This is a genomic window from Marinobacter bohaiensis (assembly GCF_003258515.1).
Taxonomy (GTDB): domain Bacteria; phylum Pseudomonadota; class Gammaproteobacteria; order Pseudomonadales; family Oleiphilaceae; genus Marinobacter_A; species Marinobacter_A bohaiensis.
The window spans coordinates 1,955,765-1,980,874 of record NZ_QGEH01000001.1; the positions used below are offsets into that span (position 1 = coordinate 1,955,765).

The 25,110-nt window shown below is 60.6% G+C and carries 15 protein-coding genes; 4 read left to right on the forward strand and 11 right to left on the reverse strand.

Annotated features, from left to right (window positions below; translation table 11 throughout):
* The first annotated feature begins 125 nt into the window (after positions 1-125).
* The gene (locus DKK67_RS08760) at positions 126-1,247 is read left to right on the forward strand and encodes a glycosyltransferase family 4 protein (protein ID WP_111495984.1); all 1,122 of its coding nucleotides are present in this window, start codon (positions 126-128) and stop codon (positions 1,245-1,247) included.
* Positions 1,248-1,249: 2 nt separating this feature from the next.
* On the forward strand, positions 1,250-2,614 hold the full coding sequence (locus DKK67_RS08765) for an O-antigen ligase family protein (RefSeq protein WP_111495985.1): 1,365 nt from the start codon (positions 1,250-1,252) through the stop codon (positions 2,612-2,614).
* 39 nt (positions 2,615-2,653) lie between these two features.
* On the opposite strand, the gene DKK67_RS08770 is transcribed toward DKK67_RS08765, so the two are convergent.
* The 4 genes from DKK67_RS08770 to DKK67_RS08785 form a co-directional block, all read right to left on the reverse strand.
* Positions 2,654-3,625 (reverse strand): glycosyltransferase family 2 protein, encoded by a 972-nt coding sequence (locus tag DKK67_RS08770; RefSeq protein ID WP_111495986.1) that lies wholly within the window; start codon positions 3,623-3,625, stop codon positions 2,654-2,656.
* A gap of 73 nt (positions 3,626-3,698) precedes the next feature.
* Positions 3,699-5,219, reverse strand: coding sequence for a lipopolysaccharide biosynthesis protein (locus DKK67_RS08775; RefSeq protein WP_111495987.1), 1,521 nt, complete (start codon positions 5,217-5,219; stop codon positions 3,699-3,701).
* Position 5,220: 1 nt separating this feature from the next.
* Positions 5,221-6,198, reverse strand: a complete 978-nt coding sequence (locus DKK67_RS08780) for a glycosyltransferase family 2 protein (protein ID WP_111495988.1) — start codon at positions 6,196-6,198, stop codon at positions 5,221-5,223.
* A 168-nt stretch (positions 6,199-6,366) separates the two neighbouring features.
* Positions 6,367-10,899, reverse strand: coding sequence for a Kelch repeat-containing protein (locus tag DKK67_RS08785; protein WP_111495989.1), 4,533 nt, complete (start codon positions 10,897-10,899; stop codon positions 6,367-6,369).
* Positions 10,900-11,087: 188 nt separating this feature from the next.
* On the opposite strand from DKK67_RS08785, the gene DKK67_RS08790 reads away from it, so the two are divergent.
* Complete coding sequence (locus DKK67_RS08790) at positions 11,088-12,062, forward strand: GNAT family N-acetyltransferase (protein WP_111495990.1); 975 nt, start codon at positions 11,088-11,090, stop codon at positions 12,060-12,062.
* A 57-nt stretch (positions 12,063-12,119) separates the two neighbouring features.
* Positions 12,120-13,691: an exosortase gene (gene xrt, locus DKK67_RS08795; RefSeq protein WP_111495991.1), complete on the forward strand. Its 1,572-nt coding sequence runs from the start codon at positions 12,120-12,122 to the stop codon at positions 13,689-13,691.
* Between the two features lie 18 nt (positions 13,692-13,709).
* On the opposite strand, the gene DKK67_RS08800 is transcribed toward xrt, so the two are convergent.
* From DKK67_RS08800 to DKK67_RS08830, 7 genes are all read right to left on the reverse strand, one after another.
* Positions 13,710-15,701, reverse strand: coding sequence for a PA14 domain-containing protein (locus tag DKK67_RS08800; protein WP_111495992.1), 1,992 nt, complete (start codon positions 15,699-15,701; stop codon positions 13,710-13,712).
* Positions 15,702-15,898: 197 nt separating this feature from the next.
* A complete protein-coding gene (locus DKK67_RS08805) occupies positions 15,899-16,561 on the reverse strand; it encodes a PEP-CTERM sorting domain-containing protein (protein ID WP_162628794.1) in 663 nt (220 codons plus the stop codon).
* A 178-nt stretch (positions 16,562-16,739) separates the two neighbouring features.
* Positions 16,740-19,427 carry a tetratricopeptide repeat protein gene (locus DKK67_RS08810; protein WP_111495994.1) on the reverse strand — a complete coding sequence of 896 codons (2,688 nt, stop codon included), beginning with the start codon at positions 19,425-19,427 and terminating at the stop codon, positions 16,740-16,742.
* A 48-nt stretch (positions 19,428-19,475) separates the two neighbouring features.
* Entirely contained in the window at positions 19,476-20,852 is a 1,377-nt protein-coding gene (gene prsR, locus DKK67_RS08815) for a PEP-CTERM-box response regulator transcription factor (RefSeq protein WP_111495995.1), read from the reverse strand.
* Positions 20,853-21,115: 263 nt separating this feature from the next.
* Positions 21,116-23,230: an XrtA/PEP-CTERM system histidine kinase PrsK gene (gene prsK / locus DKK67_RS08820; protein ID WP_111495996.1), complete on the reverse strand. Its 2,115-nt coding sequence runs from the start codon at positions 23,228-23,230 to the stop codon at positions 21,116-21,118.
* Between the two features lie 107 nt (positions 23,231-23,337).
* Positions 23,338-24,285: an SDR family oxidoreductase gene (locus DKK67_RS08825; protein WP_111495997.1), complete on the reverse strand. Its 948-nt coding sequence runs from the start codon at positions 24,283-24,285 to the stop codon at positions 23,338-23,340.
* On the reverse strand, positions 24,285-25,100 hold the full coding sequence (locus DKK67_RS08830; RefSeq protein ID WP_111495998.1) for a lysophospholipid acyltransferase family protein: 816 nt from the start codon (positions 25,098-25,100) through the stop codon (positions 24,285-24,287). The genes DKK67_RS08825 and DKK67_RS08830 overlap by 1 nt, the downstream gene beginning before the upstream one ends.
* Between the last annotated feature and the right edge of the window lie 10 nt (positions 25,101-25,110).

Consider the following 25,110-nt stretch of genomic DNA (forward strand, 5'->3'; position numbering starts at 1 on the left):
GACTAGAATATAGAAAGTATACGCCTAGAACTCGCTGGTTTTTATAATATTGTTAGATCATATCTCTGGTTTTTATAATAAAATTTTTAGAAGGTGGCTCTAGCCAGCTTCGTAAAGAGGTAACCGTGGCTAAAAAATATAGAGTCTTACTCGTTGTTAGATGGCCTGTGGGCGGCATTAGAACATTCTTAAAGTATGTTTTTCGGTTTTTTCCTGGACAGGATGTTCTATTTAGTGTGATAGCAGTTGATAGCGAAGGTGGGCGGTTGCTGAAGGAAGAGCTATATAACTCAGTTGAAGATTTTTGGCTTGTGGATGAATCAAGCAGCGTTGCTATGTTGTCTTTATCTGTAGCAAAAAAAATGAAGAATAAGCATTATGACTTGGTTCACGCTCATGGGTTTACCTCAGCTATTGCAGCGATTACTCCTTGTTTAATTTTTAGAAAGAGATTGTTGCTAACCTCTCATGACGTATTAAATTCTAAGCAATTTTGTGGTTTTTTGGGGAATATAAAGAAGTGGCTTCTAGCGCTGGTACTGAATAGCTGTTCGAAAGTGCACTCTGTGTCGTTCGATGCAGAACGTAATTTAAAAGAGATGTTGCCATTTTTTGATTTGGATCACAGTATAGTTATTTTAAACGGGGTGGATTCTGAGCAGTTCGTAAAAGCGCAGGCGAGAGATTTGAAAGCTGAACTCGGGCTATCCAACGATAAAACTGTAATTGGTTTTTTTGGCCGGTTTATGGCCCAAAAAGGATTTCGTTATCTCGTTCAGTCAGTCGAAAAGCTGAAATCAGATGCTGATCCACTGTGTTGTCACGTAATTTGCTTTGGATCAGGTGCCTATATTCGAGAGGAAAAAAGTGATATTGAAAGGCGAGGGTTAGATGATTACTTTTCTTTCGTTCCTTTTATTCCTGACGTATCTGGTGCGATGAAAGGCTGCGATGTAATCGTGATGCCGTCATTATGGGAGGCTTGCCCGCTGCAACCGATGGAAGCGCTATGTAGCGGCGTCCCTTTCGTTGGAACCAGCTGTATCGGGCTCCGTGAGGTTTTGAAGGGAACGCCAGCGGTAGTTGCCGATGTAGGTAGTGCAGATTCGCTAGCGGAGAGCATTCGCGATTGTGTTGCTAAGGGAAGGGCGCCTTTTTCCGATTATCAAGCTACTGCAGCACGTCGGTTTGAAGTACGCTCCACGGTAGATGCTATCTATAACCTTTATCTCAGGGTTCTTGAATAATAATGGATACAAGTATACAGAGAGAAGCGATCAGCGCGGAAGCGGTGGATAAAACAACGCGCCTACCTTATCGGCTATTTTTGCTTTACTTGGTCAGTTTTTTCTTGCATTTACCTGCCCGAATACCGTTGCTGGGAATCATTCGATTTGATTTTTTGCTAGTCGGAGTGATTTCGTATTTGATTTTTGGCGCGAAGGTCACGCGAGGGTCTCGCTTGGATGATGCTTCTAAGTATCTTCTTGCGATCCTAATATACGCAATCGTCACTTTGCCGCTGGTGGAATGGCCTGGATCCGTTATTAATAACGGTTTGATTGCCTTTGTAAAAGGATCAATTTTTTATTTTTTTACGGTGAACTTAGTTGTCAATCAGAGGCGGCTGATGTGGGTGGTCGGTATTTTTGTTGGCTGTAATCTGATTCGAATTCTTGAGCCGCTCGCACTCAATGTCACAACTGGCTACTTGGGATCAGCGACATATTTAGGAGACGGGGATTTTGCCGGTCGTCTGGCCGGCGCACCGTCAGACACAGTCAACCCAAACGGCCTCGCTTTCATCATCGCGACGGTCTTACCGTTTCTGCATTACGTCGTCGCTCCAATCAGCCGAAAGATGTTCGCGTTATACGTTCTTCTTTTTCCGGTTCTCTTGTACACCATGGGGCTTACGTTATCCCGCTCAGGGGTGCTGGCCATTGCTATTATTGCCTTTGGCGTTTTTCTGAAAAGTAAGAGGAAGGCGTTGCTGGCGATGATAGGGATTGCCGGTTTAACGGTGATTTTTCTGAACCTGAATGACATCCAACGTGACCGCTACCTGTCGCTCGTCAGCCACGACACTCGCCAATCGGCCTCCGCTGAAGGGCGAATCGAGGGCTGGGTGAGCGACTTCAAAGTCGCCATGAACCGCCCGATCATCGGGCACGGCCTGGGCACGTCCCGGGAGGCCAACTGGAACGTGGCCGGTAAGGATCAGATTTCCCATATCCTCTGGGCGGAAATCTGGCAGGAGATTGGCCTGATTGGTCTTATCCTGTTCATTCTCTACCTGCAGGCCATGATCCGGAACTTCCTCAAGGCCGGGCGGCTGATACGGACGATTTCCAAGGACGATTTCCTGTTCCGGGCGAACGAGGCCATGCAGGTCTGGCTGTTGATGAACCTGCTGTTCAGCCTCGCCAGCTATGGCCTGAAGAGCTATGAGTGGTACTTCTTCGGCGGGTTGTCGGTGGTGTTGCTGAATATGGTGAACCGGAAACTGGAGGAGAAGTCTGAAAGCAAGTCTTTGGTTCCTGTGTCCGGGAACACGATTGCCGATAAATATCCGCTGGCAGGCCGGGTGAACGAGTACCACCCCCGTCGCTAACGCGTTGCGGCCGTCCTGCTGCGGGAATGACTCATCCGGTCAGGACGGCCATTCCACCTTGCGTAATCCGAGGGCGGTGAGGCAAAGCTTTGTTCCCTGAAACACGTCGTGCTTGAGTTCGCGGCGACTGGTTGGCGGTAGAGTCTGTGAAAACAGGCCGAACGCTTCTCGCAGTTTCCCTTTGCGAATCAGCAGGGTCTGGAATTCCCGCTTCATATGACGTACCAGATCCGCAAGGGTGTCCTGAAGTTCCGGGGTGGTTTCCAGATGCACCAGGCTCGCCCGGCTGCGGATGAAGTTGAACATCATCCGCTCCGGATCCCCGCTCATGTTCAGGTCGTGCAGTCTTCTCTCGAATCCGACGTCCGGCACGACGACCAGAGGACCTTTCAGCGCAACCCGGTAGATCAGATGGAAATCCTCGCAAGCTCTTAGAGACACGTCGAAACCCTGTTCGGCGTCCACCACGGAGCGGCGGAACAGGGGCGATGAGGCGATCGTGAAGTTTTCGTCGATCAGGATTCGGCGGCATTCGGTGGACGGGAGTGTGATGGCCTGCTGGCCCGAGTCGGCCAGTCGCGCGGTGATCGTTGGGCAGGTGGCGAAATGGTCCACCGACGTCTCGGTATCGGTGAAATTCCGGTAGTTGCTGATGACCGCAACAGCGTCGGGGTGGTCCTGGAACTGGCGGACCTGTTGCGCGATTTTCTCCGGAAGCATGATGTCGTCCGCGTCGAAGAAGGTAACGAACTCTCCCTGCGCGTGCTTCAGGCCATTATTGCGTGGCGCGGCACAGCTCCCGCTATTGGGCTGATGGATATAGCGAACGCGTGGCGCATGGGCCTGGACGAGCTCCGCCGTGCTGTCGGTGGATCCGTCATCGACGACGATGATCTCAATATTGGCGTAAGTCTGAGCCTCTATGCTCCGCAGGGTGTCATCGAGATACTGTTCCGCGTTGAAGGCGGGAATGATGACCGTAACCAGCGGTTGTTCCGTGGAGCGTGCCATTCCAGGAGTCCATCCAATCTAGCGTTTTAGTGTTGACCCTTCTTTCTCAGGCCCGAATCCGCAGCGGACCGGTCTACAAAAGGGCTTTAAGGCGCTGCTGTGGGATCAGTTGTCTCAGTATATCTTTCTCTTCCCTCGAAAAGCTGAGCTTGACGCCGATCAGCGTGGTGGCAAAGGCGACGGCTGCCGCGTAGCTGAAGATGGTGAGGTAGCTGGTCAGATCGCCGGCCTGGCCCACGAGATAATAGGCGACGGCCAGTGTCGGCAGCATGACGGCGATCGGGCGCGCCAGGCTCGCATAGTACTCGGATGCCGGCATCCCAAGGACGCGACAGGCGAGGGCGGGAAGGAAGACGATCCGCAAGACGAGCAGGGGAATCATGGTGCCAAAGGCCACGCCCATCAGGCCGTAGAATTGAACCAGGATCACGCTCAGGATCAGGTTGCAGCCCACCTCGATGAGATCCAGCTTGGCGATGACCCGATGCCGGTTCATGGCGTACATGGCGGAGTTCAGGGGATGGTTGGCAAAGCCGATCATGCGCCCGACCAACAAGACGACCATAACCCAGTAGGCGATCTGGTAATCCGGCCCCATCCAGCGGGCGATGAAGGCCTGGCCGAAGATCACCAGTCCGCCGCCGGCCACCATCGCCAGCACCAGGTTGATGCGGGTGACGAACAGCATCTTTCTGTTCATTTCCGCCTGCTCGCCTTTGGCGTGATACCCGGTAAACACCGGCACGAACATATTGGTGGCCTGGCTCAGGAACTGCGCCAGGTAATCCACCAGGCGCACGCCGATGGCATAGGGCGTGACACTGGCGGCGGAGAGGAAGCCGGCGATGACGAAGTTGTCGACATTATTGCGGAGCTGGTAGGCAATGGCGATGACGAAGGACCAGGCGCTGTACTGAAACAATTCCTTGCCCATGGTCCGGGTAATGAATCGACGCCGGAACCGGAGTTGCGGAAAGGCGCTTTTGCAGATCAGGTAATAGAGCAAATTGGACAGGCGCGCGGTGGCAAAGGTGATCACGGCCAGGGCCACGATGCCGTAGCCGTGGCTGATGAACCAGACGTTCAGGCCGGCGCCGATCAGGGTGGTCACGATCCGGGCCAGCGCCACCTGATGGAAGCGCAACCGCGCGCCCGCAACGCCGGCAAGAGCGTTGAACGGGAATTCCAGCGCAACCGACACGCCGATGATCATCACCAACAGCTGGATGATGTCCTTGTCCGCCTCCGTGTCGAAGAACCAGCGGCTGGCGAAGCCGATGGCGACACTGGCCACGGCAATGACGGCGGCGATCACCAGATAGATGGCCAGGGCGGTGTTGACGACCCGGTTGGCTTCGTCGTGGTCGTCCAGTTTCAGGAAGCGGCTGGCGTAGCGCGTTACGGCGGTGGCCATGCCCATGTCGAACAGGTGGTAGGCCGCCGCCAGACTGCCAACGACGGTCCAGACGCCGTACCAGTGATCCCCGAGCTCGTGGATCAGGAACGGCATCATGAAGAACGCGACGGCGATCGACACGAAGGTCTGCGATACCCGGGTAACGGAACCCTTTAGAAGCGTGGTGGCGGTGGACACGTCAGTAACGGTTCTGTGGCTTGATCTTCTTGAGCCAGCGAATGGCCGGGGCCGGCAGATAGCTCAATACGATGTAAAACAGGGCGTCGTTGTTGGGCTGCACGCGCCGGGCACTGCGAAAGGCTTCCCGGGCTTTCCGCAGCTGGTACTGGGAGAAGTAGGAATAGCCCATATCGTGGTAGTAGCGAGCAATCTTGCCATCCAGCACCGCAAGCGAGCGGGCGTCGTGCTGGTGAAAGCGTTTCATCTTGGTGATGGCCTTGATGATACTGGGGGCGCGATCTTCGATGCTGCGCAGTGAGATGCTGCCGGAGCGGACGCGATACTGATGATAGATGGCCGGCAGAAAGAGCAGGTCGAACTGGCTGGCCACCGCCTGCCACATGATGAAATCGTCGGCGTTGCGGACGTCTTCATCGAACAGGCCGACCTTGTCGAACACCTCACGCCGGATGGCAACGCCCGACGTGCCCACGTAGTTGGATCGGGCCAGCCCCTCAAGTGCGGTCCGGGCTTCGATCCGCCACACGCCGTCAGCGACTTCCGTCTTGGGCAGTTGGTGCAGGGTTTCGTAGGGCGCCAGGAAATCCGGGTTGATGACCTGGCCGGCTTCGTCGATACAGGCAAACCCGGTGAACGCCATGCCGGCCGTTGGCGCGGCTTCGAACGCCTCGACGGTATGCTGGAGCTTGTCCGGCAGCATCAGGTCGTCCGAGTCGAAGATAAAAATCACGTCGCCCCGGGCTTCGCGAATGGCGCGATTGCGGGGAATCGACGGCCGGCCGCTGTTGGTCTGGTGGATGTAGCGAATGCGTGGGTCTTCGAACGTCCCGATCACCTCTGCCGTCCTGTCGGTCGATCCGTCGTCGACAATCAGCAGTTCGAAATCCTGGTAGCTCTGGTCGAGTATGGAGCGGAGGGTTTCGGCGATGTAGTCCTGGGAGTTGAAGGCCGGAATAATGATGGATACTGGAGGCATTGGCTTCCCTGCAGTCGATAAAGCGCGCCTTTAATTGTTGGGATTGAGTATAGACCAATGCCCCCGGCGTAAGAACCGTCTGGGCGGGGATTTTTCGGGCGGCGTGGGCTTTTGAAGGTGCTCCCGGCGGCGCCGTTTTGTCGACGGCGCCGCCGGGAAGAGGTTGGCCTAGAACGTCATGCCTTCGACGGATGAGGTGTAGGAGTCGCCGCTGGTGACGCCGCCGCCAATGACCAGCACCTGACCGTTCACGGTGGCCGACGCGGCGCCGTGCTTGGGCGTCGGTACCTGGGTCAGCGGACGCCAGGTGTTGGATACCGGGTCATACTCCTCATTGTTTTCGAACACGCCGGAGGGCGATTCGGGGTTGGACTCGCCGGCCATCAGCTGCGCCTTGCCATTCAGCGTGCCGATCGCCATGGCCCGGCGGCCGGTGGGCATCGGGGTCTGCAGGCTCCAGCTTGCCGATGGGCCAGTGAGCATTTCCACGGACACCAGGGTGTTGTTGGGCACGCTGCCGTCGGCGTTGCGTTCCCGCCCGCCGAACACGTAGATCTTGCCGTCCAGCAGGGCCGACGCCGCGTTGTCGCGCCGTACGTTCATCGACGGGCCGGTCTGCCAGGTGCCGGAAGACGGGTTGTAGATGTCCACGCTGTTCAGGGACGAGCCCTGGGCGTTCATGCCGCCGATCACGTAGATGAGCCCGTTCATGGCCTGGGCCGTTGCGCCGCCGCGTGCCGTCGGCATGTCGGCCAGGGAGGTCCAGCTGTTGCTGCCCGGGTTGTAGACCGCCGCGTTGTTGACGGCGCCGGAGAACGGGGCCGTGGAGCCGCCGAAAACGTAGATCTGGCCGCCGGATGCCACCACCGCCGGGTTCTCAACCCCTTCGCCCGGCAGGGATGCGCCGGTACTCCAGCTGTCGCTGCCCGGGTTGTAGATGCGCAGCGTAGTGAGGTGGCCGCTGCCGTTCTTGCCGCCCACCACATAGACCTGGTCGTTGACGGAGGCCGCAGCGGCGTCCAGCACCGGAGCCGGCAACGGGGCGAGCGTGTCCCAGCAGCCCAGGCTTTCCGGTTGCAGGACCGTGACCTTACCGCCGCCGAACTCGCCCACGAACAGCACGCCTTCCGGCGAGCGGGTCATCGGCAGTGGATCGTTGAAGCCACTGACCAGCGGCGCGCCTTCCACCGCCTGCAGGCCGTTTTCGTTCAGCAGCACGCGGTAGATGTCGTCGCCGATGGAGTAGTTGGTGACCAGCAACTGGTTGTTCAGGAACTCGCCCACGCAGCCGCTGGCGCCGTCGTACTCAATGATGGCGTTGGAGGACTTGTGGTCACCCAGGTTGAACAGCGGTTCGGTGTAGTTGGGCAGCGGCGCAACGCCCTGGTACGAGCCGTCCTTGAACACGCACTCGTCGCGGTACGGGTTGGGGTGCCCGTAGTACATGCCTTCGACGATCCGCAACAGCAGGTCCGGTTGTTCACCCGGATTGTGGCCGCCGTTCAGGTAGCTGCCGGTGCTGCCGAACCCGAGGCAGGGCGGTTCCGGTGAGGGCGGGAAGGTGCCGGTTACGCCCAGGCCGTTGTCGGTGGCGTACATGCTGCCGTTGCTGTGGAACACGAAGTCGTAGCTGTTGCGCAGGCCGGTGGCGTAGGTTTCCACGTCACACGGTGGGGGCCCGAAAATGTTGCTGGTATTCGCGCAGGTGCCGTCGAACCCGGCGGCGAAGACATCCGCCACGACAATGGCCGCGCTCAGGGGCTGCTCCTGCATGTCCCCGAACTCCGAGTTGGAGTTGTTCGGGGCGCCGGCGCCGGTATTGCCGCCGACCGCGATGTACAGGCGGTTGTCATCCCCAAAGTGAATCGAGTTGATCGAATGGTTGGCCTTGGCCCGGGGCAGGCCGGTGATGATGTTGTCGACCTGGTTGAAGCCGCTGCCGGACAACCGCGTGATCATGCCCGAGTTGGGCTCGCCGTCGTCGATCGACGGGCTGGAGTGGGCCAGCCACAGATCGACATTGCCCGCGGTCGCGTTCGGCCCCACCGTGATGCCCAGGGTCAGGCGCGGACCCAGGGCGTCTTGCAGCGAGGTGATGGTTTCGGTATCGACCAGGTTGTAGTCCTCATCGAACGTCAGCGCCTGGATACTGCCGAAGAGCTGCGACACGTACAGCCGGTCGTCCGGTCCCCAGACCATGGAGGTCGGGTAGTCCAGGTCGTAGCTGTTGCGCAGGAACTCGATGCCGGAATCCGGCGACAGGGGTGTGCCGCCCACTTCCAGCGTGAAGTCGTCGAACCGGTAGACCATCGGTGAGGACGCATAGCGATGGGTACCGAAGATGCCGGTGAAGCTGCGGGTGCCGATCTGCGGGTCAATGCCGGCCGCATCGAAGCTGAAGAACTCATCCGGCGGGGTCAGGGTGACCGCCTGGACACTGGTGCCGCCATCAAGCTGATAGCGTAACTCCACCGTCTGCGAGTAGGGATTCACGATCATGGTGAAGGTGACATCGCGCCCGGGCAGGTTGCTCACGGTGATGTTCCTCTCGGCCACGGTCTGGCCACCCACCTCCATGAAGTAGTGGATGCGTGGTCCGGCGGGATGGGACAGGGCGACCAGCTTGATGTAGTTGTCCTGGTCGTTGCCAAACCAGAGCCCCGCCTGCTCGTAGTTACCGCTGCCGGCGGGGACGTCCAGGAGTTGCGCCGTAATGCGGGTGATCTGGTTGGGCGCTGCGAAACCAACGCCCAGGGCGTTCTCCTGGTTGTTATTGCCGGCGTACTGGATGCCGGAATTGGTGGTCAGCAAAAGCACGCCCTCGAGGATGTTCATCTCCAGCTTGCCGGGCACGTAGCCGTTGCCGGAATCGGGCTGGTCGATCCAGGTAAAGCCGGTGCCCAGTCCGTTGCTGTCCATCAGGTAGCCCTGGCTTTCGGTAAAGCTGAGCTGGTAGGGCAGTTCGACACGGACGTCGGTACAGGAGATGGGGGCACAGTTACCGCTGCTGGAGAGCGACAGAGTGACCGGGATGTCCAGGTCCGGGAATCCGGAGGCCGTGATCGTCACCGTGGCGGCGTAATTGCCCGCCGCCATACCCGAGGCATCCACGCTGACCTGGATGATCTGGGGTGTGGTGCCCGACGGGGGCGACGCCGACAGCCAGGGCATGTTGGTGCTGACGGTGAAATCGTGGGTCTCGCTCATGGAGTGGGAAATGTCCACCGATTGCGAGGCGATGGGCGAGTCCGGGGAGCCGCTAAAGGTCAGGCTGGCCGGCGCCGCGACCAGACCGTCCGGATCGTCGGTGATGGTCAGCGTGTAGGTCAGGCTCGCATCGGCATAGCCATCCGCATCCGCGGTGACAGTGCCGGTGTAGGTGCCGACGCTGAGGCCAACCGGGGAAGCGGTGACGGTGACCTGGGCCGGTGTGCTGCCGGAGTTGCCGCTGGCGCTCAGCCAGGCGGCGTTGGATGACAGCGCGAAGTTGGCGCCGGAGTCGTCGCTGGCGGACAGGCTGACGGTGTGCTCCAGCACATCGTCGTTATCGATGTGCCGGGATCCGGCCAGGGTCGTGGGTGAAAAACTCAGCGCCACCGCGTCATTGAGCACCTCGAAGAAAACCGTGGTCTCGTGGAGCGTGTTGGCGTCATCCCGGACGACGGCGGTAATGGTGTGGCTGCCGTCCGCCAGGGTGGTGGTGTCGAACGGATAAGCGGTGTCATTGGGCGCCGTGCCCGCAAAATCATAAGGCGGCAGGCCTTCGGTCTGGATCGGGCTGCCGGATTTGGTGGCGTCGTCCAGATAGAACTGCACGCGGTTGATGCTGCCGTTGTCCGGAACGAACACGAAAATGTCGCCGGCCACCTGTGAGCCCTGCAGTGCGGAGGCACCGCTGCGGCTCGAATTGGTGCTGACCAGCAGGTTGTAATCGCCGCTGGGGGCGGGAGTCACTTCCAGGCTGACGTTGATCTGGTCGCTGGCGACATTGTCGCCCGAGGCGGTAATCACGGCACTGTAGGAGCCGGCGGTCAGGCCGTCCGGCGAGACGGTGACCGTCAGGTTATCCGGCGTTGTGCCGGATGTGGGGCTGACGGACAGCCAGGTGGCGTTGTCGCTGATGCTGAAATCCGCCGTCGTGCCGGCGGCGGTATCGAGCCCCACCGAGGCGGTCAGCGTGTCGCTATCTCCCTCCGCGGCGGTGAAGCTCAGGGTGTTGGTCGAGAACTCGAACGCCGGAGCGGCGTTGTCCACCACAAAGGCGGCGGACACCAGTTCCGTGACGCCACCGCTGTAGGTGACCCGTGCGTAAACGGTGTGCTGGCCATCGTTGATCGTCTGGGTGTCGAAAGGTATGGCCGAGTCGTTCGGCGCCGTGCCGTTGAAGTCATAGGGACTGACGAACTCGGTCTTGCGGGGGGATGACGGAGGTGGGTTGTCCAGATAGAAGTCCACCTTCGTGATGCCGGATTCCGTGGTCGTAAAGATATAGGTCAGCCCTGACAGCTCCGCTCCCGAGAGGCTTGCCGGCGCAGAGCGGTTGGGAAAGGAGCTGACCAACAGGGATGGGACGGCCAGAGCCTGCCCGGCCAGCGTCAGCCCGCTGACAATGAGTAGAAGCGAAACCACGATGCGGCGTAATCCGCCGGTAAACGTCAGGAAAAAAGCTGCCGAGCGTAATGCCTGGGTTGTCAGTTTCATGGGACCATAACCTCCCGCTGGATCCGAACGCGATGTCCAGTGGCATTAGCAGCATCAGGAGTGCCATAGGCGATAACGCACTTCTAGAACAATGTGATAACCTCACTCGAAACCGGTGAATTCTTACAGGAATGTAAGGTTTTTCGACAACGATTGGTCAGCCCCATGCATGAGGAAATGCCGAGGCTATGAGTCTTTTCCAGACCCGGGCATGGCAGGACGCCTGGTGGGCGATATGGGGAGAAACTCCCGGCTTCTCGAAAGTGGCTCGTCCAGCCGAGGATGGCTCCGGTCTCTATATCGACCGCTATCGTTTCAAGGGTGTGTTGCCCGTGCGCTGCCTGCAGTTCGTGGGCACGAATTATCGCCGGCTGTCGACGCCACGAACGGAATACAACGGTTTCGGTCTTGATGACACGGCAGCCGGTGACGCGCCATTGCAGGTGCTTGACCGGACCGCCTGGAGCGAGGCGGTGTTCCGTGACGTGCCCGAGGCGTCGGTGGACTTTCAGTGTCTGCAACGCCTGGCCGATGAGCGCGGCTGGCTATGTCGGGAGGTGGCCAGGGATACCGCCTACCAGATCGACACCCGCGGCCCTTTCGATGCTTACCAGACAAACCTTGGCCGCAACACACGGCTGCGCTTTTTCAATCGGCGTAAGGTGCTTGAGGGCCTTGCCGAGGTCCGGCAGACCAACGCCTTCCCGGACGACATCAACCGCTTTTTCGAGCTGCTCAACGGCTTTCATCGCGACCGGTGGGGCCAGCCGTGTTTCAGTGACGCGAGTCTGGCGTTCCACCGGCGCTTTCTGGAAAACGTGCCTCTCGAAGGCGGCCAACCGCGGCTCAGCATTCTCTGGAGCGGCCCACAACCGGTCTCCGTACTGTATAACGTCGTTTACCGGGGCTGTCTCTACAATATCCAGTCCGGCTTCCTCGAACATTTTCACCGCAAGCTGGCGCTGGGCTCGTTACACTTGGGCTATGCCATCGAGGATGCTTTCCACGATGAGGCGGTGCACCAGTTCGATTTGCTGGCCGGATCGGGCAAGAACTGTAACTATAAAAGGCCTATCGCGACGGACAGCTGCGAGTTGGTGTCCGTCATGCTGGTACGCAGTGCCTGGGCCAAAGGGCTGTACCGGCTCAAGGAACGACTCTGACGGTGGTCGGGCGCAGGGCCCGCCACCGTTTTTCCGGGACAGTCTAGGGATTTCTGTATGGCGCGCACCGATATCGGTTCACGTTTGAGTGTCTGGTCACCGATCATTTTCCTGTTGGCGTTTACCGTTGGGACCTGGCCGGCGCTGGTCGGCATCGTCGAACGCTGGACAAAATGGAACGAGGCCTATTCCCACGGCTTCCTGGTCCTGGCGGTGTGCCTTGGACTGACGTACCGCAAACTCCGCCAGGTTCGTCCCCGCACCGGTTTCTACTGGCCCTGGATTTTGCCCCTGTTGTTGAGCGTTGCGGTCTATGCCGTTGGCAGCCTGCTCCTGATCGAGGCGTTCCAGCAGGTGGCCCTGCTGCCCATCCTGTTTTCGGGCCTGCTCGTTCAGTGGGGCTGGCGCCAGACGATTCCCTTCCTGATTCCCGTCGGCCTGATCGTCTTTACAATTCCATTCCTGGATTACCTCGCCTGGCCGCTGCAACTGGTTACGGTGGCGGTGAACCAGCTCTTCTTTTCGCAGCTGGGCATCGATTTCTCGGTGGAAGGCGTTTTCGTCTATTTCCCGGGCGTAGGAGCGTTCGAGATCGCGCATGGGTGTTCCGGGCTGCGCTATCTGCTGGTGGGACTGACGCTGACGTTCCTCTACGGTGAGCTTAACCTGCGCCACCTGCAGAGCCGCGTGATCCTGGTTGCGGCCGGTGTGGCGCTGGCGCTGGCGGCGAACTGGATTCGGGTGTTCGTCATCATCTACGTGGGCTACGCCTCAGACATGACGTCGCCGCTGGTGAATCATCACGATACCTTTGGCTGGTGGGTGTTTGCCGGCACGTTGGTCCCGGTGTTCCTGATCGCGCGCTGGCTGGAACACCGTGAGGCCCGCCGGGATGAACGCACTGATGACCCGGCAAGCCGCGGTGAGCTCGGGGCAGGGCGGCTGCGGGTGTTTTCCGGGCTGTTCGCCTCTTCGGTACCGCTACTGGCGCTGGCTGCGCTTTTCCTGCCGACCAGCTTTGCCGAGGGGCATCGCCCGGTCGATCCCACGCACCGGAATATCCAGCTTGTCGATGGGGATGGCTGGATGCCGCTGTTCTCCAGCAACCTGGCCGGCTGGCAGCCCATCATCGAACAGCCGGATCGTCGCTTCGAGGCAACGTACGTCGAGCGGGACGGCATCGAGGATTCCGACGCCGCACAGCGCCCCCGCTACTTCGTGGGGCTATACAGCTACGATTTCCAGCGCCCGGGAGCCGAGGTGGTGCAGTACGGCAACCGACTGTATGACGCCGAGCATTTCATCCCGGATCGGACGTTCAGTCTGGGGGCGGCGCCGGCCGACACCCTGGCAGGGCTTTCCATCGCTGAGCGGGGGCAGGGGCAGCCGGTGTATCTGGCTTATGGCTATTACGTGGAAGGCCGCTGGGAGAGTTCTGAGCTCAAGGCCAAACTGGCCCAGCTGCCGGGCATGTTCAACCGGCGCAGCGACGCGTCGTTGTTGGTGATTGGGGTGACCTGCCAGGCTTGCGACGGGACGGAGTTGCTGGAAACGGCCGCGCCCGGGATCCAGTCCCAGGCGCGAGCCTATCTCGATCGTGTCTACGGTTCCCGTCGCCCCGGTGGCTGAGGGGCGATGGGCTAAACACTATTCGACAGTCTGAGACACCTCATCTGACTCGGGGCTTGTCAGGCCGTCACTGTCCACTGTCTGTACGGTGAAGTACCAGGTGCCGCTGTCCAGCCCTTCGAAGGTGTAGGACGTGTCCGCGGATGAGACTTCCACTGACTGATCGAGGTTACCGGAAGACTGCCCGTAGTTGATCAGGTAGTGATCGATCTCGCTGAGGTCGATCGACGAGCCGTCCAGGCGGGTCGAGGGCGCGGTCCAGGACAGGGTCACTTCGCCGGTCACATCGGTGACCGGAGGTTCCGGTTCGGTGGTTTCGCCTTCATCGCCACCGGTGTCGCCGGAAGTCGACTCCAGGGTGTAGGGATCCAGACCGCTTTCGTACGCCTGCAGGTTGGTCACGCCGCTGTCGTTGGACACGGATGTGGCGTCGTCCCGGAAAGGAGCCAGCCCGTAGGCGATCTCCCAGGCGTCAGGGATGTCGTCCTCGTCGGAGTCCAGCGTGCTGGCGCTGCCCGGCTCGGCCGTGATGACAGTTCCGAGGACGTCCACCTCGCTGTTGTCCGCCTGATCCATGATGGTGAAATGGGCCTCGGCGCTGCCGGAACCTTCGAAGTACTCCATGGTGATTGGCACGGTTTCGCCGGCGGCCAGGCTTCGGCTGTAACTGAATTCCGTGGTCGGATGTTCCGACCAGTCGTCGATCACCAACTCGCCATCCAGGTAGAGACGGACCCCGTCATTGGTGTTGGTGATGAACTCATAGTCCCGCGAGCCGCTGCCGTGAGGCGCGGTGAACTGGCCCACCCAGCGCACGCTGAACTGGTCGGACGGGGCGCCGCTGATCGGGGCGCTGCTGCCCCAGTCGAAATCGACGACGCCGTCGGTCCGGTAGCTGACGAAGTTGTCAAAGTCGGTGCCATCGAAGTACTGGCCCACGAAACCGGCAACGGTAGCCCCGGTGCCGGTGTCCGGAACGTCTTCTTCGGGCACTTCGTCGCTGCTGTTGGGGTCTGTGCCGGCCTGGTATTCCTCGAGGTTGCTGTAACCGTCGCCATCGGCATCCCTGGCCGCATCAGTGCCATCTCGCGGATCCAGGTTGTAGGCGAACTCCTGGCCGTCGGGGATGCCGTCACCGTCGGTGTCGGCGTTGTTCTCGGACGTTCCGATCAGGAACTCGTCGGCGGCGGTCAGGAAGTCGCCGTCCGGGTCGGAAGCGGCGTCGTCGGAGTTGCTGGGGTCCAGGCCGTTGACGGTTTCCCAGTTGTCGTAGATGCCATCCAGGTCGCTGTCCATGGGCGGGAAGTCCGGGGCAAAGGCCAGCCCTTGCTCGGCGTCGAAATAGCCCACCCGGTAACCCAGGGAATAGGATTCCGCGGCGCTCTGGTCATCGTAATTGCTGGATTGTCCTTCGCTGTAGAGATATTCGCTGCCGATAATCTGCTGGGAAAGGCCCGGCCCTTCCCAGGCTACCGCGAAATGGTTGCCGCCGTTGCCCTGTTTGTGCCGGATCTCGAAGTAGTAGCGTTGCCCCCCCTCCAGCGTCTGGACGCCGGACGTCTGGGAGGCGTACTTGTCGAACACCTGCGGCTGGCTGTAGTTGGGAACCGATGCAATCTGCTGGATGTTGCCCGAAGACTCGTCGGAGCTCAGCCACAGTTGCGTCTCGTCATCACCCGCGAGGTGAAAGGTGTATTCCCCGCTGCTGGGCGCTTCGATGTAGCCTTTGACCAGGCTGCCGTAGTTGGTGCCCCTGGCCCCTTCATTAACGAGGCTGGTGATCTCTTCGACGCTGTTCGGGTTGTTGGGGTAGGCCTCGATGCTGGTCAGGTCGGCGACATCGGAGCCGCTGATGCCCGTCCAGATTCTCAGTTGAACATACCCCGGCTCACTGCTGGCGGGTATGGCTGCGGTTGGCGGTAAGTCCTGAACATCGTCAGAAGGCCATAACTGACAGCCGTGCATGAAAACGAGGGTGCCACCTATTAGGAAATGTTTTCCGTTGAGCATAAGTCACCTGAAATCAGCGCAGCGAGAATAGGTTACAAGAAGTATTGTTCCCCTCACCGACGCCTGCCACGTGAATTTAGGAATCTTTTGATCTTTGGGCTGTGACGTTATTCCGATAAACCATGAGCGAGGATTGTGCAGGCGTGGCTGATCCCGGGGCCGGAACAGGCTCCGGGATCAGCTTGATGCGTGTCATGTCAGCTCCGGCGACGGCCGGCCAGGAACAGCAGCCCCAGTCCCAGTGCCAGTAATCCCAAGGTTCCGGGCTCCGGTACCGTCATGATGCGCATGATGGAAAAGTCGCTCTGGTTGGTGCAGGCGCCGATACCGCACGTATCGGAGTAGAGCGCATCGAACGTGAGTGAGCCGATCAGGGTGTTGCCAAATATCGATCCCACCGAGACCAGCCCTGGCGAGCCGGTTTCGGCGCTGGACGCGGTGATGGCGGCGGAACTGCTGCTGCCGTCGATGGTTAGCGTCAGGAACTCATCGCCGGGGCTCATGTATTCATTTTTGAGAATCGCGACGCTGGAACTGCCATCAAGGAAGTAGGCCGTGATCCGGGCAATTTCCTCGACGTCGGAAAATTCCGGTCCATCGTACAGGAACGCCAGTGTGAAGCCGCCGAGCTCGAAGCCGCTGGCGGAGCTGGCGGTCAGGCTCTCACGCAGGCCAATCTCGTTGCCGGAGGCATCCCCGGCTACGCCAACGCCGGCTGCCGTAACGCCGTATTCGGTCTTGGTGCCCAACTCGCCACCCGTGGCGGTGAAGGTCAGGCCGCCGCCGTAACCGGAAGCGATATCAACGGCGTTGATCACCGTTGCGTTGAGCGTCGGCGCCAGCAGCATCCCTGTTGTCACTGCGAGAGCCAATCCTGCGGTTCTGATACCCATGGCGGAGCCTCCTCCTGCCGGTTCGGATACCAGAAAAACTGAGCCAGTAGCGTGCCATTCGCCTGGAATGATCAAAAAATCATCAAACTAGTACGTGTGTACAAAAACGGCATTGTAAAGAATGCTGACGGCCTCGAGCCCGCTGTTACAGCCGGGAGAGAATCTTCTCAGCGTCTTCGGAGCGCCCGGTGGTGCGGTAAACCTCCGCCAGATGCTGGGCTATCTCCGGGGTGTCCGGTGACAGGGCGTAGGCTTTTTCCAGCACGGGGAGGCTTTCCGTATGGTTCCCCTGTTGGAACAGGATCCAGCCGTAGGTATCGGCGACCGCGGCGGAGTCGGGCTCGAGACTGTATGCTTTCTCGGCAAGCGCCCGGGCGTCCTGTTTCCCGGATTCATGATACAGCCACGCCAGGTTGTTGAGCGCCACGACGTTCCGTGGTGAGCCCTGGAGAATCGACTGGTAGGCGTCGATGGCTTTCTTGCTCTCACCGACGGACTGGTACGCCATCGCCAGACGCAGCTCCAGGGAGGGGTTGTCGGGGTAGCGCCCGGTCGCGTTCTCCAGGGTGTCGATCGCGCGCTGGTTCTGGCCATGTTGCTGCAGCGCGCCCACGTACAGCAAAGTCAGGCGAGGGGAGTCGTCCTTGGCCAGCGCCAGCTCGTAAAGGTCGGCCGCTTTGCCGTAGTTTTCCTGCTCCTTTTCGTAGGTCGCTTCGACCAGGTAGGGCGTCGCGGAATCCGGGTGAGCCAGTCGCGCGTCTCGGATCAGCTCCCGGGCCTTGTCCGGGTTGCCCGCGTCGAAATACGCCCTGGCGGTTTGCAGGGTGACTTTCTCGTTGTCGGGGAAAAGCACCTGGGCCCGTTGCATGATGGCCAGGGCGGCCCTGGTGTCCTCTTCCTGCAGCTTGGTCCCGGCTACGCCGCCGTAGATGTCGGCCACCGCCTGGGTGTGCGGTGACAGCTCGGTCTCGCTGACCGGTTCGAGCAGGCGCGCGGCCAGCTCGTCAGCCCGGGTGATGTTCTGGGCGCGCAGCGCCAGCTCCAGCAGCGCCAGGCGTGGTGCCACGGCGTCCGGGTGTTCCTGGGCGACCGACTCCAGATATTGGCGCAGCGCGTCCGGCGAGCTGACCTGGGCCAGCCCCTGGATGGACTGGCGGTTGTCCGGAGTCCTGGCAATTGCGGCCTTAAACTGCCTGGCCGCTTCCTCCGGGTTGCCTTCGGTGGCCGCCAGGGCCCCCAGCGCGTTATTGGCCCGTGGGTCGGTATCGGACAGTTCCAGGGCCTGCTGGTAATACTGTCGGGCCTGGTCGTTATCGCCGCCGGCGGCGGCCAGACCACCGCTGATGATCCGCGCACTGACGTTGTCCGGCTGTTCCTTGACCCAGGCGGCGGCCGATTCCTCGGCGGCCGGGATATCACCGGCCTTGGCGTAGGCGTCGACAATCAGGGCCCGGGCCTGGTCGTTGTCTGGCGCTGTATCCATCACGGCCGACGCCTGTTCGATGGCATCCGCGGTCTGGCCCTGGCCGATCAGATAGCGGGCGTAGCGCAACCGCAGGTCGGTGTTCTCGGGATTCAGCTCAAGCGACTTCTCGATGTACTCGCGGCCGGCCACGGTGTCGCCGGCGGCCAGTGACGCGATACCCATCAGCGCCAGTACGCCCGGGTCGGCCTGTTCGTCGCTCAGGTTTTCAAGCAGTTCCCGGGCCTGTTCGGGGCGTTGCAGACGCAGTTGGGCGGCCGCCAGCAGTTTGCTCGCAGCGGCGGAATCCTGGGCCTGGGCGATGGGGGCGAGCAGCTCTTCGGCTTCTTCCACCCGGCCCTGCTGGAAACGGATCATGCCCAGCATGACCGAGCTCTGGACGTGGTGGGGCACCTGCTTGAGGATCTCGTTGAGGTAGCGTGCGGCTTCCGGCAGGTTGCCCTGGTGATAGGCCTCCTGGGCGGCGGCGAAGTTGCTCTTGACGGTACCCGGTGCCGATTTGGCGAGGATTTCTTCGTAGACGAAGGCTTCCGACGATTTACCCTGTTCCCGCAGGACTTCGATCAGCGAGGAGATGGTCGTGTACTTGCGGTAGGTCATGATGTCGTACTGGCCGATATCTTCCAGCGCTCGGATGTAGGCTTCTTCGGAGGTGTTCCACTGTTTCCGCGCCTTGGCCAGTTGGGCCTTCCACAGCCACAGCTCCGGGTAGTTGGGGTCGATCTCGGTGGCCTCGGCGATGCGCTGATCGGCCTGGGCGCTGTCATCCCGGGCCTGGGCCACCTTCGACAGCCCGATCAGGGCCGGGACCGAGGAGCCGTCGGCGTCGAGGGCCGACTGATAGGCCTGTTGGGCAGAATCCAGCTGCTTTTCGTCGAGGAAAATATCGCCCCGAAGCAGGTCCGCCTGGACGGCCTGGGTGCGGTCCGGATTGTGAAGGCCCTTGAGCGCTTCGAGTGCCGCTTCGCTCTGGCGGCGCATCAGGTGAGTGCGGGAAAGGATCAACTGGATGCGGTTGTGGACGCTGTCCGGGGTGTTCTCACCGTCGAGTCGTTTGTCGATCTCCTTGACCTGGCGGGCGGCCGTCACCGCGTCTCCGGCTTCCACGAGGTTGTCGACAATGATGAAGTAGGGTTCGACCTCACCGGGATTCAGCTCGATCGCGCTGCGGGCTTCCAGGGTGCTGGCCTTGAGTTCGCCCTGGCGCTGGAAGAAACGGGCCTGATCCAGGTGGCTCAGGTACTGGATCTCCTGTTGGCTCATTTCTTCTTCGCCGTCGCTGCAGCCGGTCAGGAACAACAGCATCGCCGAAGCCAGCAGGGTAATGCGGAACAACATCTTCAGGGTCATGGAAAAGTCCTTGTCATGCACTCGCCGGAAAGTCCTTGCCCGCCCGCATCACGCGCCTGAGACGGCGGGGGAGGTCTCGATCTTGTATTTGTCGGTCAGGTTGTAGAGCGTGGGCCGGGTGATCCCCAGCAGCCGCGCCGCCTGAGCCATATTGTAGTTGCTGGTCTGGAGGGCATGGTTGATGGCGCCGCGCTCGGCCTCCTCCCGGACCTGTCGCAGGTTCAGGACGTTGCCGTCGTGGGCCACCTGTTCCGAGCGCAGTTGCAGGTCTTTGGCGGTCACGCGCTTGCCTTCGGCCATGATGGTCGCCCGCTTGATCTTGTTGATCATCTCGCGGACGTTGCCGGGCCAGCCGTAGCACTGGATGGCCTGGATGGCATCGTCGGCAAAGCCCAGTTGGGGGCGTTCCAGTTGCCGGCTGAGGGTTTTCAGCAGCGACTGCGCGATCACGATGGCGTCACCGTCGCGCTCGCGCACGGCGGGCACTTCCAGGGTGATTTCGCTGATGCGGTAGTACAGGTCTTCGCGAAACTCGCCGCTGGCCACCAGCTGTTCCACGTCCCGGTGGGTGGCGCAGACGACGCGTACGTCGACTTCCACTGGATTGACGCTCCCGACGCGGTCGATGACGCGCTCCTGCAGGAACCGCAGCAGCTTGGCCTGAAGCGGCATGGGCATGTCCCCGATTTCGTCCAGGAACAGGGTGCCGCCGTTGGCCATCTCGATCTTGCCCTTCTTGCTCTGGGTGGCGCCGGTGAAGGCGCCTTTCTCGAAGCCGAAGAGTTCGCTTTCCAGCAGATTTTCCGGAATGGCGGCGCAGTTGATGGCCGCAAAGGTGCTGCCAGCGCGATGGCTGAGGTCATGGATGGCGCGGGCCAGCAGCTCCTTGCCGGTACCGGTCTCGCCCATGATCAGGGTGGTGACGTCCGCCGGTGCGACTTTCTCGACCATGCGGCACAGGGAGATCATCTGCGGGCTGGCGGCGACAATCCCCTTGATGGAGGTGCCGTTGCGGTTGAGAACCAGCTCGCGGTTTTCTTTTTCCAGCTCCGCCAGACGGAACGCGCGGTTGACGACAAAGGTGAGGATGTCGGGATCCAGCGGCTTCTGATAGAAGTCACTGGCCCCCATGCCGATGGCCCGCACGGCGTTTTCCCGGTCTTCCCGGCCGGTAACCACCACGACCTTGGTGTTGGGCGCCAGGCGAATGATGTCTTCCAGCAGGATAAAACCTTCTCTGGCACCCCCCGGGTCGGGCGGGAGCCCCAGATCCAGGGTGACCACTTGCGGCTCGAAGCGGCGTAGCGAAGTCAATGCGGATTCCCGGTCGCTGGCCACCATGACTTCGATGCTGTCGTTGAAGCACCAGCGCATTTGGCTTTGCAGACCCGGGTCATCCTCAACAATCAGTAGACGTTTATCCACGACCGAACCAAATCCTTTTATCTGATCTGTGACGTCTGGTGCTGCAGCCCGCCTGACCTGCGTCGGCGTGGCCTGGAAGGCGATAAGCCCTGAACACCACGATACGAGTTTTTCGATTATTGATTAGATGAGTCTAGCACTGATTCTGGCTGTATTTTGACGCGAAATAAACATTGGTGTGGTTTTGTCGGAAAAAATGCCGAAAATTTGACAATTGTTTAAAATGCGTTCGAAAACCGAAGCTCAGTCGATCAGTGAATGCGTTAGCCGCTCTCCGCCAGTTTCGGTTCGGTCGGTTCGGAATCCGACGCGCGGGTGTCCGGCCGCCCCAGCGGCAGACGCACGGTGAAACACGACCCCAACCCGGGCTCGCTGGTGACGTCGATGTTGCCGCCGATCTGGCGCACGTATTCCCGGGCCTGGTAGGCGCCGATGCCCATGCCCGCCAGGCCCTTGGTGCTTTCGAACGGCTTGAACAGCTTCATCTTGATGAACTCCTCGCTCATGCCTGAGCCGGTGTCCTGGATAAAGATGACCACGTGGTCGGAACTCTGCTTGACCGTCAGGGCCACCTCGCCGGCTGGCGGTGTGGCGTCCTGGGCATTCTGGATAATGTGCCCGAGCACGCTGTGTAGCTGCTCCGGGTCGCCCTCCACCCAGATGGGCTGGTCGCCGGGCTGATAGCTCGGGTGTGGTTCGCTGCGGGCGTGATAGTGGACCAGTTCCGACAGCAGGTTGTTCAGCTCGATTGACTGTACCGGTAAGTCCTCCCGCGCCGGCCTGCGGATATGGTCGACCAGACCTGACATTTTCGTCACGGCGTGTTGGGTGGTGCTGATCATGTCGTCCACGAAGGCCGGGTTGTGGCGGTGCTTCTCGGCGTTGCGCACCATCAGCGACAGTTGGGCGATCATGGTTTTCAGGTCGTGCACCAGGAAGGCGGACGTCTTGGATACCGCCTCGAACTGCATGGCCCGCGACAGCCGGTTCTGGGCATCCGCCTGGGCCAGCACGTTACAGGTCTGGCGCGCCACCACGCGGATCAGGTCGAAGTTCTCCCAGTTCAGTTCTACCCGGGCGTAAGGGGAGCCGATCAGGCAGATGCCGTAGAGCTCCTCACCCAGGTACAGCGGGATGATCAGCCAGCCATCGGGGAAGCGCAGAACGGCGTCGGGGATTTCCAGCAGTTCGTAGCGCACCGGGTCCTGGTGGTATTCGGACAGGTCGATGATCCACTCCTTCTCCCTGAAGAAGCCGATCATGTTGGCGTCACCGTCTATCAGTGTGTGCCGGGGTGGCGTCATGTTGACGCTGGAGTAGAGCACGTAGTTGCCGTCGTTGTCCCGAACCCAGAGAGCGCCGGCGTTGCTTTCCACCAGGTCGGCCATGATCCGCACCACCCGTTCCGGGAGCGGTGGATCTTCCGTCAGGTTGGCGAAAATCTGCGTCATCTTCAGCCATTCTTCGCGGTAGTCGTACTTGTAGTCGAAGAAGTTCTGGCTGATGAAAATCATCAGGCGGGCGCGGAAACGGCTGGAACTGAGCAGGGCGGCGAACAGCACCAGGAAGATCGACAGGAACAGCACCTGCAGCGCCTCGCCCCAGGCACCGCCCAGGGCCCGCACGTAATAGCCGCCGAATGCCACGAACAGCAGGTAGCTCCCGGCGAACGCCAGGGCACCCACGTGGAACACGGCGTTGCGTGAGAGCTGGAAATCCACCGGCTGCTTGCGGGTGTTGATCACGTTGACGGCGAACAGCGGCACCAGGAAGGCGTTGACCGCGCCGCGGGCGGACCAGAAGGAGTTGGAGATCTGGCCGAAGAGCAGGGCATCGGCGTACATGAAGAAGTCGTAGGCGAAGATTCCGCCGATACCGATGCACAGGTACTTCATGCTGGAGCGGCCGAAGGTCAGGGAGTTACGCCAGATTTGTTCGATCAGGCAGATCCCCAGGAGAGAAAGGGTGATCTGGCCGACGATCTTGGTCTTGCCGTCCAGCAGTTGCCAGCCCAGGGCGTATTCGAAGAGGCCGCTGATCAGCAGTACGGCGATCAACAGGCCAATACTGGTGCCCAGCACGCGGCGCAACCGACCGGCCAGTACGCCGGAACGGCTGCCGTCCCGGATCAGGGCGAAGAGCACCGCGACCCAGGCGCCGTCGCGCACCAGTTCGAGCAGGTAGCGGATGAAGAAGGGCGGCTGGTTCCAGATCAACTGACCGACGAGGGAGGCCGCCCAGATGGTCGATACCATCGCGGCCAGCATCAGCGCGCGGTCGGTGTTGCGTCGCAGGTATTTAGAGCTGACCAGGATTGCCAGGGCTGCGAAAGCGAGAGCGGCAGCCGAGTGGCTCACCAGGCTGAAGTCGATGGTCATGGCTGCACTCGTCCCGTGAGCTCCCAAAACACAGACTGGAATCGTTTATTTTCGAATCAGTATAGAGGCAAACCATCCGGGCTTGCATGTGGTCGGGCGGCCTTGCCTCAGACCGGGTGCTTGTTCTCCCGATAATAGCGGAAGATTTCCTTCAGCGGCCGTTTCGGCTTGAAGCCAAAGGTGTCCCGGAAAGCCCGTCCGTCGATGATCACCGGATACTTGAAGAAGCTCATCAGGTACGACGGAAAGCTTTTCAGGCCCAGCAGTCGGGCGATTGTCCGCGGCAGAGACGGTGGGATCGACGGAATCGGCACCCGCCGGCACCCGCTCAGGTCCAGGGCGTGCTGGTAGGCGATCCAGTCGTCCGGCGCTACGTTGAAGACGCCGCGGTGGCTCTTGCGATAGGCCAGGACGATGGCGTCGGCCATGTCGTCGATGTGGATGAACTGCATCATCGGCGAGAATCCGGCCAGCACCGGCGCGCGACGGCTCGCCAGCAGCGTACTGATCGAGTTGCGCACGCCCGGGCCGACGATGTTGCAGGGCCGCAGCAGCGTGATGTTCAGGTCCGGGTAGCGCCAGAGGTAGATGTTGGCCAGGTTTTCCAGTTCCACCGAGTCGATCAGGTCCATGCTCAGGCCGGCGCTCTTGAGCGGAGCCTGCTCGTCGATCAGCGCGGGGTTGTAGGCCGTCGCGCCGTAGACGTGGTAGGTGGACAGGATCACCACCCGATGAATGCCGTACTTGTGCGCCAGGTCGAGCAGTTTCTGGCTGCCCAGCACGTTGGCGTTGTAGCGTCGCATCCGGGTTTCCTGGCTGGACATGATCCGTCCCAGGTGGATGATGCCCTCGAAGTCGTAGCGCCGGAACAGGTCCTCGAACACCCGTTTGTTGAAGTCGATGCAGTAGCTGGGAACGTCATCCCCCAGGTAGACCTGCTCGCGGAAGTCCACGGCCACCAGGTGAAAGTCGTCGCGCAGCCGATTGATCACCTGCTGGGCGAGCGCGCCGGCGGCACCGGTGACCAGGATTGCGGGTTTGCTTGAATTGGCCATCAGAACAACCTTTTCCTCTCGCTCAGCCCCTGGTTGATCAGCTCGCTGATCTCCGCCTTGACGACCTCGACCCGCTCGGTGACTTTTTCCTCGGGGATGTCGGCATTGTCGAAATACATGGGCTTGCCGAACTTCAGGTAGACCTTGGCGGGCAACACAAACGGCACCGCCACGGGCACATACGGCAGCCCCAGCGCCTTGGCCAGGGGGCGGAAGTTGGCCAGAGCCGGGATGGTCTCCTCGCAGCCCACCACGCCGACCGGCACGACGGTGGCGTTGTACTGCATGGCCAGACGCATGAAGCCATTGCCGAAGCGCTTGAGCTGGTAACGATCGCGATAGAGCTTGCCGGAACCGCGGATGCCTTCCGGAAAGACGATCACCGCCTCGTCGTTGGCCAGCATCTTGGCGCAGTTGACCGGATCGCCAAGCACCGCGCCAAGCTGGTTCAGCATGTTGCCGACGTAGGGCACGGTGGGAAAGAAGCGCTCGATCATGGCCCGCGGAATGCGCGGACGATCCTGCCGCGAGGCAAGGGCGAAGGCGATCAGGATGCCGTCGATCGGCAACTGGCCGCTGTGGTTGGCAATCAGCAGCACGGGCCCTTCAGCGGGCACGTTCTCGACACCTTCCGCCTCGACCCGGAAGTACTTGCTGTAGACCTTCTGGGCGACGGAAAAGCCGATCTTGAGGGTGTCGTTATGGATGCCCCAGGGGTCGTAGCCGAGGGAGCCCAGTGGCTTGCGGATCCGGTTGATCTGGTCGTCGAGGGATTGGGAGACCAGCTTGTCCTTGATAAACGATCTCAGGCTCATCGGCGCTTCC